Origin of the sequence: Rhodococcus sp. 06-221-2 (assembly GCF_002258365.1) — a bacterium.
Classification (GTDB): Bacteria; Actinomycetota; Actinomycetes; order Mycobacteriales; family Mycobacteriaceae; genus Rhodococcoides; species Rhodococcoides fascians.
This window is the reverse complement of sequence record NZ_NOYJ01000025.1, coordinates 47994-63003: the sequence shown is the minus strand read 5'-3', so window position 1 is coordinate 63003 and position 15010 is coordinate 47994. Positions and strand designations below refer to the sequence as shown.

Below are 15010 nucleotides of genomic sequence, written 5' to 3'. Positions count from 1 at the left end.
AGGCAGGTCAGCCGACGGCAGCGAAACGAGACAGTGCGAGCAGACGGGACGTCGCACGGAGGTACTTCTTCCGGTAACCACCCGCGAGCATCTCCTCGGTGAAGATCTCGTCGAGCTTGCCACCCGAGGCCGTCACCGGAATACCCGCGTCGTACAGGCGGTCGGCGAGGACGACCAGTCGCAACGCAATTGCCTGATCGGAAGCCGGGTGCACGTTCTTCAGGAACACCGCGGGAATACCGTCCAACAATTTGCCGTAGCGCGACGGGTGCAGCGTGCTCAGGTGCGCCAGCAGGTCGTCGAAGTCGTCCAGGGTCGCGCCCTCGATACCGTCGGCACGCTCGACGAGCTCGGCCTCCGACGTCGGCTCCGGGGCCGGCGGCAGATCGCGGTGCCGGTAATCGGGACCGTCGACGCGGACGGACTCGAAGATCGAACCGAGCTTCTTGATCTCCCGCAGGAAGTCCTCGGCCGCGAAGCGGCCTTCGCCGAGCTGGCCGGGCAGGGTGTTCGACGTCGCCACGATGGACACGCCGCGCTGCGAGAGCTCCGACAGCAGTCGCGAGACCAACATCGTGTCGCCCGGATCGTCGAGCTCGAACTCGTCGATGCACAGAACACTGTGGTTCGAGAGCTCTTCGAGAGCCTTGTTGAAGCCCAATGCACCGACGACGTGCGTCAACTCCACGAACGTGCCGAACGCCTTCGGTTCGGGGACGCTGTGATAGATCGAGGCCAGCAAGTGGGTCTTACCGACGCCGAAGCCGCCGTCGAGGTAGAGCCCCGCACCGGTGGCCGGGGTCTTCTTACCGAACAGTCCGCGCTTGCCCTTGCCGCGAATCTTCTGCACCTTGTTCGCGAATTCCTCGGCTTTCGCGACTGCAGCGGCCTGCGTCGGCTCCTTGGGATCGGGAATGTACGAGGAGAAGCTGACGTCGTCGAACATCGCCGGCGGAACCATCTGCGCGATCAGCTGATCGGAGGGGACCACGGGATTTCGGTCGACAAGGCGTGCGGGCATTGATCGAGCGTAACGACGTGGTCTCATGTGACTCATGCAGCTTCTCGATATTGGGACCTACTTCACATCGGAGCAGGCCGCCGCAGCGCTCCCCGCCGTCGGAACCGAAGTGGACGACGACGGTCTGCGATCGCTGTATGCCTACCCGACCGATGTGGGCCGACCGTGGATCCGTACCAACTTCGTCTCCAGTATCGACGGGTCCGTCACCTCCGACGGTGCCTCGGCCGGGCTGGGCACCCCGGCAGACACCCGGTTGTTCGGCATCCTGCGAGAGCTGTGCGATGCGGTGCTCGTCGGCGCCGGCACCGTGCGCGGAGAGAACTACGGCGGGGTCGCCCTGTCTCCCGATGTCATCGCTCGCCGGCAGGCGAACGGTCAGGAATCGGTGCCGACCATCGTGGTCGTCACCGCCTCCGGCTCCATCGATGCGCGGTCTCGCCTACTGACGGACACAGCGGTGATGCCGGTGGTGTTCACGTCCGCCGCGGCGGACCGCTCTGCGGTGGGCGAACTCCGGACGGCCGGGGCGACGGTGCTCGAAGCGTCCGGCGAATCGGTGTCGACCACCGACATTCTCGAGTCTCTGTCCCAGCTCGGGTTCGGTCGCGTGCTGTGCGAGGGCGGACCAGGACTGTTCGGTCAGCTGGTGTCCGACGGGGCGGCGGACGACGTGTGCCTGACGATCTCACCGAAGGTGATCAGTGGGCCTGCCGGCCGCATCGCCCATGCCGCACACGCTGCCGATACGTCCATGCAGCGCGCACTCGTGCTCGGCGACACCGACGGCACGCTGTTGACCCGCTGGGTGCGGCCGTGACGAGAGACGCGGGCGCGGCAGCGAAGCAAAAGTAGATAGCCTCGCACCGTGACGCAGAAACGTTCGTTGCTCGCCGCAGTACTCCTCGTCGCCACGGTCTGCGCGGCCTGTGGAGGCGGCCCGTCGATCCGTCCCGAAGTGGCGGTGGAGCAGCGCTCGCCCGGTCAGCCCGCCGAGTCGTCGCCCGAAACCCCGCCCGAACCGGCTGCACTCGCTGTTCCGACCACCGACCTCGATTGGTCCGAGTGCACCTCGGCCACCCTCGGAATGTTCGGGCTCACCGCCACCACGCCGGGCCTGACGCTCGAATGCGGTGAGTACGAGGCCGATGTCGACGCCAGCGGTCAGATGTTCGGCACCTTCGCCGTCGGGGCGCTTCGGGCCACGCTCGACCGGACACCCGTCGATGCCGGGCCCCTGGTGTTCACGTCCGGTTCGGATCGTTCGTCCATCGCAACCTTGGCCACGATGGCCGCCGGCCCACTCGCCACGCTGCTCGAGGCACATCCGATCGTTGCCGTGGATCGCCGCGGCATCGGACGCTCGACGGCCGTGGACTGCATCGACGACACACCCCAGGCGCCTACCAAGGCTGCCGTCGATGCCCTGGGACAGTTCTCCAGATCCGACTCGGACTCCGTCGACCGCGCGGTCGACGCCGGACGAGACGCCACCATCGAATGCACCGACACCCTGCAGCCGCAGGAACTCGCCTTCGGCACCGGGTACGCCGCGGACGATCTCGATCGGCTTCGCCAGTTGTGGGGCGTGGACCGGATCGGCCTGATCGGAGCGGGGAACGGTTCTCTCACCGCCATGGCCTACGCCGCGAAGTTTCCCGACAACGTCGCGCGCCTGATCCTCGATTCGCCGACGGGCGTCAACGCCGACCAGGCAACGCTCGCCGAGCAGCGAACTCAGGGCAAGGAAGCGGCGTTCGCTGCCTTCGCGCAGCGTTGCGTCGCGCTGAACTGCTCGCTCGGAAATGACCCGACGGCCGCAGTGGCACAGTTGATCAAGCGCGCCGCCGGCGGCGAGTTCGCACCGCTGTCCACACACGAAATTCTCGACGCGATCACCTTTGCGCTGGCCTCGACCGCGGGAGACGCGTCGACGCGGGCGAGAGATCTGTCCTCGACGCTCTCCGCTGCCGCCGCCTCCGACACGACTGCGCTCGCAGCGCTCGCCGAACGAGGCCGGGCGGCGTACAGCACCGACGGCCAGTTCGTCGCCCGCTGCACGGACGGGCAGCAGTGGCCCTCTCCGCAGGGCGTCCGCGACCTGGCACCGGGGTGGGCCGACCGCTACCCGATCTACGGAACCGACGCTGCCCTGACGGCATTGCTGTGCTCGTCCTGGCCGACAGCTCCCTCCGTCCCACTGCCCACCTCGCTGGACGTTCCGGTCCTGGTTCTGTCCAACGCCGGCGACCCGATCGTCGGCAACGGCAGCCTGTCCTCGGTCACCGGCCTGATCGGTGCGACCGGTGCCGCCGTCGCGTCGGCCGCCTGGCAGGGCAGCGGGCATCCGAGCATCGGCGGGTCGCAGTGCCTGCAGAGTGCTGCTGTCACCTACGCCCGAGACACGACGCTTCCGACCGACGGCACCGTCTGTCCGGCCTGACTCGACTCCTCGGAGGGTCGCGAAAGACACGGGCCCCGCGGGGTGTCCTGAACGGGCGCACCGACCGTCTCGGGTACCGTTCGCGGGTGTCACTTAGCTTTCTGGAGCCGCGTACCGGGCGGACCACCGCCGAAGTAATCAAGTACGCGCTCTGGCCGATCGCCATCATGACCGTCGTGCATCGGGTGGTGATCAGGGCGGTCAACGGCGATGTCACCAACGACTTCAACCCGGTGTACAACGCAGCTCTCGCGTTCCTCAACCGGCAGCCGGTGTACACCGCGAACTTCGATTCGGTCGATCCTCATTACCTGTACCAGCCGAGCGCGACGATGCTGCTCTCCCCCATCGCCATCATCGACCCGGAGCGCTCTCGCTGGCTGTTCATCCTTGCCAGCACCGTGGCCATCCTCGTCGCGCTGTACATCCTGCTGCGCATCTTCGGCTTCCGGTTGGACTCGGTGGCTGCACCCGCCCTGCTCCTGGCTGCCTTCGTCAGCGAGACGGTGACGAACACACTGGTGTTCACCAACTTCAACGGTTTCGTACTCCTCGGCGAAGTGGCGTTTCTCGGATTCCTGTTGCAGCGCAAGGATTTGTCCGCCGGTGTCGCGATGGGCTTGACCCTGGCGATCAAACCGATGCTCGCACCACTGCTGCTGCTCCCCCTGATGACGAGACAGTGGAAGGTGTTCATCACCTCGATCGCCATCCCGGTGGTGATGATGGCCATCGCCTGGCCGTTGTCCGTCGATCCCAAAGATTTCATCGATCGGACGCTGCCGTACCTGCTGCAGACGCGTGACTACTTCAACAGCGCTGTCGTCGGCAACGGCCGTTACTACGGAGTGCCCGAGTTCCTGACCCTCGGCATCCGCGCCGTCCTGGGCATCATGGTGTTGGTCTCGCTGTGGTTGCTCTACCGGTACTGCCGAGAAGATCGACTGTTCTTCTTCGCCACCACCTCCGGCCTGATCCTCACCGCGCACTGGCTGCTGGGCTCACTGGGCCAGATGTACTACTCGATGATGCTGTTCCCCTTGCTCATGACGGTGGTGCTCAGGAACTCGCTACTCCGGAACTGGCCGGCCTGGCTCGCGATCTACGGGTTCATGAACGCCGATCGTTGGTTGTCCGGACGGTGGATCGAAACCGGACGGGCCCTCGACTATCTCCGCACCACCTTCGGTTGGGCGCTGCTGATCGTCGTGATCTTCGGAGTGCTCGTCGGACGCTGGTTCGCCGCGAGAACAGAGGGACGGCTCGACGAGGGAATCGAGCCCAACTACCTATTACCGACCGCGTCACCAGCGAAAACGGCATAACCCGGCAAATCGTATTAGCGTGTCAGCATGAGTTCAGCAACAGACAACAATGCCGCTCCGGCCGTCCAGCTCACCGACGCGCAGTGGCGGGAGAAGCTGACACCCGAGGAGTACGCGGTTCTGCGTCAGGCCGGTACCGAGCGCCCGGGCGTCGGCGAATACACCGACACCACCACCGAAGGCATCTACGAGTGCCGCGCCTGCGGAGCCGAACTGTTCCGCAGCACCGAGAAGTTCGAATCGCATTGCGGATGGCCGTCTTTCTTCGACCCGGCCGACAGCGACGCCGTCATCCTGAAAGAGGACACCACCCTCGGTATGCGCCGCGTCGAAGTCGTCTGCCGCAACTGCCACAGCCACCTCGGCCACGTCTTCGAGGGCGAGGGCTACCCCACCCCGACCGACCAGCGGTACTGCATCAACTCGATTTCTCTGGTGCTCAAGCCTGCATCCTGATCGGTCCGGACATCCCGGGGATCGCCGCGCACTCGGCGAACCTGCGCTGAGGATGCGTCGAAACCGAGCCGCGAACTCCGGAGATTACCTCTGCTTGACCCGATCGTTAGGGTAGCTTCGGGGTTGTGGCCACGGTGATCAAGACCTTCTGGTGGCGCCAGGTGAAAATCACCGGCGTCACACCCAATTTCGGTGACGAATTGACGCCGGGACTGGTCGGAACATTGTTCGGGCAGAAGTGTTCCTGGCGTCGCGCGAAGCGCTGCGACATGATCGGGGCAGGTTCCACCCTGGAAATGGTCCAGCTCATGCAGGCCCGGAAGGGTCTCAAGGTCTGGGGCTCGGGTTTCATGCTCAGAGACGCCGCCCACGAACGAGACTTCAGCTACCCCGATTTCGACTTCTACGCGGTTCGCGGACATCTGTCGCTGGGACGCATCAAGTCCGAGCGCGAGGTCGCGGTCGGGGACCCCGGGCTGCTGGCGAACAAAGTCTATGCACGCTCCCCACGGGTACGCGGCCGGATCGGCCTCGTCTACCACTGGGTGCACAAGAAGGATCCCGTAGTGCGCTCGCTTGCGCGAGACAAGAGCGTCACGTTGATCGACCCGTCCAGAAAGCCGGCCAAGGTCATCGCCGACATCACTGCATGTGACTTCGTGATGTCGACGAGTCTGCACGGCTTGATCGTCGCTGACTCGTACGGCATCCCCAACGCGTGGATAAAGCTGCCGCAAGACATAGGCGGCAACGGATACAAATTCGCCGATTACTACTCTGCTTTCGACCGACAAGCTGTCCAGCATTCGTCGGACCTTGCGCGAGATCACGATCGAATGGCGCAGCTACAGCACGAATATCGGCCGGTCCCGAATCTGAAAGAAATTCAGGACAAGCTGATCGGGGCCTTTCCGTTCGCTCCGCCCCACACAGCTTGAATTCGACTGGCCGAAACCCGAGCCGGTCATCGTTCGCTCCCACACGATCGCTTTCGAGCGCCCTATTACGACGGTGCATACTGTGAGCATGCGCACTTTCACCTCACCAGAGCAGATCAAGGCGGCCGTCGGCGAAGAACTGGGAACCAGCGACTGGCTCCAGATCACCCAGGAACGGGTGAACACATTCGCCGACGCCACCGGCGACCACCAGTGGATCCACGTCGACGTCGAACGAGCGAAGAAAGAAAGCCCGTTCGGCGCTCCGATCGCTCACGGATTCCTGAGCCTGTCCCTGGTGTCGATGCTCAACTGGCAGATCTACACCATCGAGAACACCAAACTCGGAATCAACTACGGCTCCAACAAAGTTCGCTTCATCAACCCGGTCAAGGTCGGATCCCATGTCCGGTTGCGGACCACCCTCACCTCTGTCGAGGACGCGTCGGGCGGAGCGCTGCAGATCGTGACGACCGCAACGCTCGAGATCGAAGGCGAGGACAAGCCGGCCTTGGTTGCCGAAATCATCTCGCGGGTGGTGTTCTGACCGATCGTGTCACCGGTGGATCGAACGCAGTGATCGGCGGCAGCGGCGCGTCGTAGCGTTCGATCTCCACCAGCACGTGTTGCCCGGTGCACCCCCGCGAGAGCGACGACGACCCGACGTCGGCGGTGAGAACGTTCACGCTGCCGTGCACGCACATCGACCCTGGGTCGGCCCGGTCCAACGGGTCGTACCAGGCACCTGTCGACAACTGCACCACCGATTCCAGCATCCCCTCGTCGACGACCACCCCGGCCAGGCACGAACCGCGGTCGTTGAACACTCGCACCACATCGCCGTCCGACACTCCCCTGGCCTCCGCCGCACACGGATGCATTCGAATCGGCTCTCGGCCCTGAACCTTCGAATTCCGGCTCACCGCACCGTGATCGAGCTGACTGTGCAGCCTGGTGCGCGGCTGGTTGGCGATCAAGTGCAGAGGAAACTGCTCGGCCCGCGCCCCGCCGAGCCATTCCTGCGGCTCGAACCACATCGGGTGCCCGCGGCAATCCTCGTAATCGAACCCCGCGACCGTCGCCGAGAATATCTCGATCTTGCCGCTCGGTGTCCGCAGCGCGTTGCCGATCGGGTCCTGGCGAAAATCCTCCAGGAACGTCAACTCGTCCTCGGTCTTCATCCGGAACGAACCCTCACGCGTGAAGTCGTCGAATTCCGGGGTCTGCACGCCGTCTGCCCGCAGATACTCACGCCACTGCCCGTACATGTGCTCGAGCCATTGCTGTGACGTGCGCCCCTCGGTGAACTGCTGCCCCACAGCGAGTTTCATAGCGAGTTCTGCGAAAGTGTCGTAATCGTCGCGCGAATCGGCGAATCGCTCGGCGGCCGGTGCCATGGCCACGAGCAGTGGATCGTTGCGTGTGCAGCTCAGATCCGACCGTTCCAGCGATGTGGTCGACGGGACGACGACGTCTGCGTGCTTGGCCATCGGCGTCCAGTAGGGATCGTGGACGACGACGGTATCTGGCCTGCCGAGTGCCCGGCGCAATCGTCCCAGATCCTGGTGGTGATGAAACGGGTTGCCGCCCGCCCAATAGACCACTTTGATGTCGGGATAGACCAAACGTCGGCCGTCGTAGTCGAATTCGCGCCCGGGGTTGAGCAGCATGTCCGAGACAGCTGCGACCGGGATCAGATCGGCCACCGGATTGATTCCCTGCGGCAGTGTCGGCAACGGATACGGCACAGGAGCGAGGCCGGGCTCGTTCATCGAGCCGTATCCGTGTCCGAATCCCCCACCAGGCACGCCGATTTCGCCCAACATCGCTGCCAACGTGATGCCCATCCACGGAGCCTGTTCACCGTGCTGCGTACGTTGCAGGGACCACGTGACGGTCACCATCGTGCGTTTCGACGCCATGTCCCGTGCCAGCTCTGCGATTACGGACGGCTCGATACCGCAGATCTCCGACGCCCACTGCGGCGACTTGGCCACACCGTCCGAGACACCGAGAAGGTAGCGCTCGAACTCGGGGTAACCCTCGCAGTACTTCGCCAGAAACGCTGTGTCGTGCAGGTTTTCGTCGGCCAGGACGTATGCCAGAGCCAGCATCATCGCCACGTCGGTTCCGGGGCGTGGGGCGATCCACCGCGCCTCGCCCGACATGTCGTTGCGCAATGGACCGACGGTGACGATCTGCCCGCCGCGGGCGCGCATCGCGTCGAGCGAACCGACGGTCGGATGATCCGACGTACCACCGTGATTGATGCCGGTGTTCTTGACCGGAACACCGCCGAATGCGACCAGCAGTTCGGTGTGTTCGGCGATCACGGACCAGGATGTGGAGCGGGAGAACATCTTCCAGTGCGCGCCGAGCACGTGCGGCATGATGACGCCGGTCGCACCGAGCGAATAGCTGTGCACGGATCGCGTGTAGCCGCCGATGCAGTTCAGGAAGCGGTGTACCTGACTCTGCGCATGATGAAAGCGGCCGGCACTGGCCCAACCGTACGACCCGCCGTAGATGGCGTTGTTGCCGAATATGTCCACCACGCGGCGCAACTCGCGCGACAACAGGTCGGTGAGCTCGTCCCACGAGACGTCGACGAACTCCTCGCTACCGCGCCTGTCGGTGGGGCCGGGACCGTTCTCGAGCCAGCCCCTGCGTACCGCAGGCGACGTGACGCGGGATCGATGGGTCACCGAACCGACGAGGTTGCCCAGCACCGGGGAAGGATTACTGTCCGTCACCTGAGGATGAATCGCGGTGACGTCACGTCCGTCCGAGTCGGCGCGGAACATCCCCCAGTGGCCCATGTGCTGGACGCCGGTCACTCCGGTCATCGAATCCCGAACGCGCTCAACGCTGCCAGCAGTGCGTCGGGACGCTCGGCCGTCGGCACCGGATCGACGAGTGCGAAACTGCACCCGATCTCCTGTGCCGCGCCGTCGGCCTCGGCACTGTCGCCCACCATCAGCGTCCGCGCGGGCTCGACGCCGAGAGCGGCCACCGCATGTCGGAAGATCTCCGGTTGCGGTTTGACGTGCCCGACCTCGAACGAGAGCACGAATTCGTCGACGTACCGGGCTAGGCCCCGAGCAGTGAACGCAGGACGGATGTCGAAGGCAATGTTGCTCAGCACCCCGACGCGAATCGACCGTCCCGCCAATGTCGACAGTGCCGCTTCCGTGTCGGGATAGGGCGTCCAGGAGTCGGCGTCGATGACTCGTCCGTACACCGATTCGGCCTGTGCCTCGGCGGTGATGCCGGACTGCGCCAGAACGTGCAGATACGCCTGCCGATGCAGGGCCGGATCCAGATCGCGATGACGCCATGCGTGCCGAGTGGCGTCGTCGAACTCGACGGTCTCGCCGACCGGAGCGGTCATGCGTCGCATGAGCTCGGCGGCTCCGGCTCCGTCGACCGGAACGCCGTCGGCATCGTGCACACCGTCGAACCACGACGGCTCCTCTTCCAGTCGGAAGAGTGTGCCGGAGAAGTCGAAGAGAACGGCGTCGACGATGGGTGTGTCCGTCCCCGTCACGGTAGTGATTCGACGAGCGCGTCCACCTCGACCCGAGGGCCGGTGAAGAACGGCGTCTCCTCGCGCACGTGTCGGCGTGCCTCGGTGGCCCGGAGATCGCGCATCAGGTCCACGATGCGGTCGAGCTCGGGTGCCTCGAAAGCCAGGATCCACTCGTAGTCACCGAGCGCGAACGAGGGGACGGTGTTGGCGCGCACGTCCTTGTAGTCGCGCGCTGCCTTCCCGTGATCGGCGAGCATCGTCCGACGTTCCTCGTCGGGCAGCAGGTACCAGTCGATCGAGCGGACGAACGGGTACACGCAGATGTACGCGCCCGGATCCTCGCCCGCGATGAACGCAGGCACGTGGCTCTTGTTGAACTCGGCGGGGCGGTGCAGTGCGGTGTTGCTCCATACCGGCGTGCTCGCCTTGCCCAGCGCGGTGGTGCGCCGGAAGTCGGAGTACGTCGCCTGCAGGTCCTCGATGCGCTCGGCGTGCGTCCACACCATGAAGTCGGCATCGGCCCGCATGCCGGCGATGTCGTAGACGCCGCGCACGACGACACCCTTGTCCTCACGGCCCTCGAAGAATGCCCGGGCTTCCTTCGCAGCGGCCGCGCGGTCGTCGCCCAGAACCCCGGGTGTGACCTTGTAGACCGAGAACATCAAGTACCGAAGAGTCGAATTGAGCGCTGAGTAATCGAGGCGTGCCATGGCCCCTATCGTGCCACCTCGACCAGACGGGCGGCAGCGGTGGTGGCGGACGCAATACAGGCCGGTACCCCGACGCCGCGCTGCCACGCTCCGGTCACGGCGAGCCCGGCGAGTTCGGACACTCCGGATTCGATGGCGGCGACGCGGTCGAGGTGTCCGGGAGCGTACTGCGGCAATCCGCCCGGCCACCGCTGGACGGTCACTGCGAGCGGCCGAGTGTCGATACCCGCGACCGTCGACAGATCTGCGAGCGCAACGTCGATCGTGTCCTCGTCGGATCGCTGCGCGGCAGTGTCGTCGCCGAAACGCCCGAGCGAGGCTCGCAGCAGTACCGCCTCACGCTCGGCCAGGTGCGGCCACTTTCGACTGGACAGCGTGAACGCCTTCACGTCCAGCCCCGCGTCCGTCGCCACCAGAATTCCCGAATTCTGCGGCAGCTCGGTCGACGTCGGAAACGCCATCGCCACGACCGTCGACGACGCAAGTTCGATCTCACGGGCCGCGCGCGACGCGTCCGGTGCGAGGTCTGTGATGAGATCAGCCAGTATCGGTGCCGGTACCGCCAGCACGACCCCGTCGACCACACCCACCCGATCGACGAACCAGCCGCCCGACTCACGGCGGATCTCGCCGACGCTCGTCTCGCGCAGAACGCGAGCGTCGGTGGCTGTAACCAAAGCGTCGAGCAGCACCGCGTAGCCGTCCCGGAGTCCACCGAACACCGGCCCCGGGGACGGAGTCGGGAGTGCCTTCAGCACAGCCTCGGTCAGGTTCGCCGCGCCGTTGTCCAACGCAGCGGCCAGCGTCGGCAGCGCAGCACGGACACCGATGGAGCTCGCCGAACCGGAGTAGACCCCGCCGAGCAGTGGATCGACCGAACGGCTCACCACCTGGTTCCCGAAACGTGTGCCCACGAGATCGGCCACGCTGGCATCGGAGCCCCGGCCCCATCGAAACGGCCGCTCGGTCTCGGTGTCGATGATGTGCAGCTCGGACGGATCGACCAGCTCTCGGACGGACTCCGCCGACGATGGGATACCCATCAGGGTGCCCACCGGAAGTGGATGAGTGCGACCACCGGAGAAGACGAGCGGTCGCACCGTCGACGGGTGCACGAGCTGATCGGTGAGCCCCAGTTCCGCAAGCAGCGCGGGCACCTCCGGGCGGCGACCGATGAATGCCTCGGCACCGACATCGAGCGACTGATCGCCGACCGAGGTGGTGCGCAGGGTGCCGCCCACCCGGGACGATGCCTCGACGAGAGTGATCTCTGCGTCGGGCCCGCACGCCTGCCGCAAGCGATACGCCGCGACGAGGCCGGAAATTCCGCCGCCGACAACGGCGCAACGCCGGACGGTCACAACGAATGCACCAACGAGACGACGCGAGTCAGGATGTCGGGATCGGTATCGGGAAGCACGCCGTGGCCGAGATTGAACACGTGGCCGCGGGCACCGGCCGCGATCGCACGATCCGCCTCGGCGGCAATGCGTCGGACCTCGGCCTCGACTGCGTCCCAGCCCGCGAACAGCACTGCGGGATCGAGATTGCCTTGCAGGGCCTTGCCGTGGCCCACCCGGTGCACCGCATCGTCGAGCGGAATCCGCCAGTCGACCCCGACCACGTCGGCACCGGCCTCGCCCATGGCACCGAGCAGTTCTCCGGTACCGACCCCGAAGTGGATCTTCGGGACGCCGGCCGAGGACACGGCGTCGAACACTCGCGTCGAGTGCGGCAACACGTACTCGCGGTAATCGGCGAGCGAGAGTGCACCCGCCCAGGAGTCGAACACCTGAACGGCGTCGACGCCCGCAGCCAGCTGGGCCTGCAGAAAGGTGATCGTGGTGGAGGCCAAGGCGTCGAGCAAGGCATGCCACGTGGCCGGATCGGACCGCATCAGTGCTTTGGTCTTCTCGTGATTGCGGCTCGGACCACCCTCGACCAGGTAGGACGCAAGAGTGAAGGGTGCTCCGGCGAATCCGATCAGCGGAGTGCTTTCCAGCTCACGCGTGAGAATGCGGACGGCGTCGGCCACCGGCTGCACCTGGTCGGAGGTGAGGACGGGCAGAGCCGCGACGTCCGCAGCCGAACGCACCGGATGCGCAACCACCGGTCCGGTACCGGCGACGATGTCGAGATCGATGCCCGCGGCTTTGAGCGGAACCACGATGTCGGAGAAGAGGATCGCTGCGTCGACGTCGTGACGACGTACGGGCTGCAGGGTGATCTCGGCGACCAGATCGGGCCGGAAGCACGAGTCCAACATCCCGATGCCTGCACGGATCTTGCGGTATTCCGGGAGGGACCTGCCGGCCTGACGCATGAACCACACCGGCCGCCTCGACGTCGGTCGGCCGTCGATCGCGGCCAGAAACGGTGCCTCCGGAAGTTCTCGTCGGGCGGGGGCTGCGGTGTGCGATTCGGCGTTCATCACCGTCCATGCTGCCACGTGCGACAACCGCCGCTACCCTCGAGGGCGAGACACTCATCGCAGTTCAGGACACTCGGATCGTTCGACGGACGCTCGGCGCAGTTCGATCACGGCTCGGCGCGCCTCCATCGCAGGACAACGTGACGCGTCTAACGTCCGGTGACGTGACCGAGCACCGATCTGACGCCGAACCTGCGCCTTTCCGCGCCGCCATCGACGCGATGCATCGGGCGCAGGTACACCCGGCGATCGAAATCGGTCCGATTCGGCCGCCGCAGAGACTCGCTCCCTACAGCTATGCGATCGGTGCCGAGGTCAAGCACGCCGACTCCGAGCAGATCGACGAACAGAGCGACGGCGACGCGTTCGGCCGTCTGATCCTGTTGTACGACCCCGACGGTGCCGAGGCCTGGAACGGCACTCACCGCCTGGTCGCGTACATCCAGGCCGACGTGGACGAGTCCCTCGCCGACGATCCACTGCTCCCCGAGGTCGGCTGGAGTTGGCTGGTCGATGCCCTCGAATCGCGATCGGAACCGTTGAACGCGCTCGGCGGCACGGTCACCTCGACCAGCTCGGTTCGGTACGGCGACATCGCCGGCCCGCCGAAGGCTCACCAACTCGAACTTCGCGCGTCCTGGACGGCGACCTCGGAGGATCTCTCGACCCACGTCGAGGCGTTCTGCGAGGTGCTCGCCTACGCCGCGGGCCTGCCGCCCGCGGGCATCACCACCCTCGGGCAGCGCAGTTCCAGTCGGACATAGCAGTTCCAGTCGTACATAGTTGCCGGTCCGTTCGGCCCCAGGGCCTAGAGTCACATCTCATGTCAGCCGAGAGTTCCCCGGACGCCGCGTCGGATGTAGAAGCGAACGAGCCTGTCGCCGTTCCGTTGTTGGCCCCCGCTGACGGGGTTCCCGACGTCGTCGACACCGCCGATGCCGTTCGCGCAGCCGCAGAGGCACTTGCCGCAGGCCACGGGCCCCTCGCTGTCGACGCCGAGCGCGCGTCCGGCTTCCGCTACTCCCAACGTGCGTACCTCGTGCAGTTCCGCCGCCGCGGCGCAGGCACCGTGTTGCTCGACCCCATTCCCGTCACCGGCGACCTCGCACCCCTGGCCGAGGTCATCAACCCGCTCGAATGGGTATTGCACTCCGCGGACCAGGACCTGCCCGGTCTCGCCGAACTGGGGCTCGTCCCCGCCACGCTCTACGACACCGAACTCGCCGGCCGCCTGGCCGGATTCGACCGCGTCGGCCTCGGTGCGATAGTCGAGCGAACCCTCGGCCTGGCCCTGCAGAAGGGGCACGGCGCGGCCGACTGGTCCACCCGACCCCTCCCCGACACCTGGCTCAACTACGCCGCCCTCGACGTCGAAGTTCTGCTCGAGCTGCGAGACGCGATGGCCACCGAACTCGAGGCACAGGGCAAAACCGAGTGGGCAGCACAGGAATTCGCCCACATCCTCGCCCTCGGTCCGCCCAAACCGAAAACCGACAGATGGCGTCGGACATCGGGAATCCATGCGATCAAGTCACCACGAACGTTGGCTGCCGTCCGCGAATTGTGGACCACGCGAGACGAATTGGCGGCCAAGCGTGACGTAGCACCGAGCCGGGTCCTGCCCGACTCGGCGATCGTCGCCGCGGCGACGGCCGATCCGAAGTCCTCACGCGAACTCGAACAGCTACCGGTCTTCGGCGGCCCCCGTCAGCGTCGGTCCTCTCGGTTGTGGGCCTCGGCCCTGACCCGAGCACGGGCGCTGCCCAGCGCCGAATTGCCGTCGATGGCGGCATCGTTCGACGGGCCGCCACCGGTCAACCGATGGGCCCGCCGCGATCCGGACGCAGCGGCTCGACTCGCCGATGTGCGAGCGGCGATGACCGAGCTGAGCGAATCGGTGTCGGTACCGGTCGAGAACCTACTGATGCCGGATCTACTTCGGCGACTCGTATGGGATTGGCAGACTCCCGACGACGACGGCGTCGACCCAGGCGAGATGATCGACGCTCGGTTGACCGAGGGTGGGGCTCGGCCGTGGCAACGCTCGCTGGTGGTGCCGGTTCTGACGAAGGCACTGCACCCTTCCCAAGTTACCGACGGGTAATACCCGCTACAGTGGGTGGCGCGTCCGGGCACCCGGACGAGTCGTCCGCATCT

14 protein-coding genes are annotated in these 15010 nt (G+C 65.8%); 8 read left to right on the top strand and 6 right to left on the bottom strand.

The genetic code is table 11. The features are described 5' to 3' along the window. Nucleotides 1–7: 7 nt before the first annotated feature. Nucleotides 8–1021 carry a cell division protein ZapE gene (zapE, locus tag CH281_RS12920; protein WP_032365070.1) on the bottom strand — a complete coding sequence of 338 codons (1014 nt, stop codon included), beginning with the start codon at nt 1019–1021 and terminating at the stop codon, nt 8–10. Nucleotides 1022–1055: 34 nt separating this feature from the next. On the opposite strand from zapE, the gene CH281_RS12915 reads away from it, so the two are divergent. From CH281_RS12915 to CH281_RS12890, 6 genes are all read left to right on the top strand, one after another. Continuing rightward, entirely contained in the window at nt 1056–1841 is a 786-nt protein-coding gene (locus tag CH281_RS12915) for a pyrimidine reductase family protein (RefSeq protein ID WP_094694457.1), read from the top strand. 48 nt (nt 1842–1889) lie between these two features. Continuing rightward, complete coding sequence (locus tag CH281_RS12910; RefSeq protein ID WP_094694455.1) at nt 1890–3464, top strand: alpha/beta hydrolase; 1575 nt, start codon at nt 1890–1892, stop codon at nt 3462–3464. A 47-nt stretch (nt 3465–3511) separates the two neighbouring features. Further along, entirely contained in the window at nt 3512–4789 is a 1278-nt protein-coding gene (locus CH281_RS12905; RefSeq protein ID WP_373453883.1) for a glycosyltransferase family 87 protein, read from the top strand. A gap of 27 nt (nt 4790–4816) precedes the next feature. Continuing rightward, a complete protein-coding gene (gene msrB, locus CH281_RS12900; RefSeq protein WP_027496925.1) occupies nt 4817–5245 on the top strand; it encodes a peptide-methionine (R)-S-oxide reductase MsrB in 429 nt (142 codons plus the stop codon). 125 nt (nt 5246–5370) lie between these two features. Beyond that, nucleotides 5371–6183, top strand: a complete 813-nt coding sequence (locus tag CH281_RS12895) for a polysaccharide pyruvyl transferase family protein (RefSeq protein ID WP_032365067.1) — start codon at nt 5371–5373, stop codon at nt 6181–6183. Between the two features lie 88 nt (nt 6184–6271). Next, complete coding sequence (locus tag CH281_RS12890; protein ID WP_027496923.1) at nt 6272–6730, top strand: MaoC family dehydratase; 459 nt, start codon at nt 6272–6274, stop codon at nt 6728–6730. Here the strand turns inward: CH281_RS12890 and CH281_RS12885 are convergent. Genes CH281_RS12885 through hemE form a run of 5 tightly spaced genes read right to left on the bottom strand, consistent with a single transcriptional unit; the run spans nt 6708 to nt 12853 of the window. Then, nucleotides 6708–9029 (bottom strand): molybdopterin-dependent oxidoreductase, encoded by a 2322-nt coding sequence (locus CH281_RS12885; protein ID WP_230591904.1) that lies wholly within the window; start codon nt 9027–9029, stop codon nt 6708–6710. The two genes, CH281_RS12890 and CH281_RS12885, sit on opposite strands and share 23 nt — an antisense overlap. After that, a complete protein-coding gene (locus CH281_RS12880) occupies nt 9026–9730 on the bottom strand; it encodes an HAD family hydrolase (protein ID WP_230591903.1) in 705 nt (234 codons plus the stop codon). Before CH281_RS12880 ends, CH281_RS12885 begins: the two co-directional genes overlap by 4 nt. Next, a complete protein-coding gene (gene hemQ / locus CH281_RS12875) occupies nt 9727–10422 on the bottom strand; it encodes a hydrogen peroxide-dependent heme synthase (RefSeq protein WP_027496920.1) in 696 nt (231 codons plus the stop codon). Before hemQ ends, CH281_RS12880 begins: the two co-directional genes overlap by 4 nt. Before the next feature lie 5 nt (nt 10423–10427). Continuing rightward, nucleotides 10428–11783: a protoporphyrinogen oxidase gene (locus CH281_RS12870; protein ID WP_032365066.1), complete on the bottom strand. Its 1356-nt coding sequence runs from the start codon at nt 11781–11783 to the stop codon at nt 10428–10430. Further along, nucleotides 11780–12853: a uroporphyrinogen decarboxylase gene (gene hemE / locus CH281_RS12865; protein WP_032365105.1), complete on the bottom strand. Its 1074-nt coding sequence runs from the start codon at nt 12851–12853 to the stop codon at nt 11780–11782. The genes CH281_RS12870 and hemE overlap by 4 nt, the downstream gene beginning before the upstream one ends. 221 nt (nt 12854–13074) lie before the next feature. On the opposite strand from hemE, the gene CH281_RS12860 reads away from it, so the two are divergent. Further along, nucleotides 13075–13617 carry a DUF3000 domain-containing protein gene (locus CH281_RS12860; RefSeq protein WP_239536507.1) on the top strand — a complete coding sequence of 181 codons (543 nt, stop codon included), beginning with the start codon at nt 13075–13077 and terminating at the stop codon, nt 13615–13617. A 59-nt stretch (nt 13618–13676) separates the two neighbouring features. After that, nucleotides 13677–14957: an HRDC domain-containing protein gene (locus tag CH281_RS12855; RefSeq protein WP_032365065.1), complete on the top strand. Its 1281-nt coding sequence runs from the start codon at nt 13677–13679 to the stop codon at nt 14955–14957. The last annotated feature ends 53 nt before the right edge of the window (nt 14958–15010 follow it).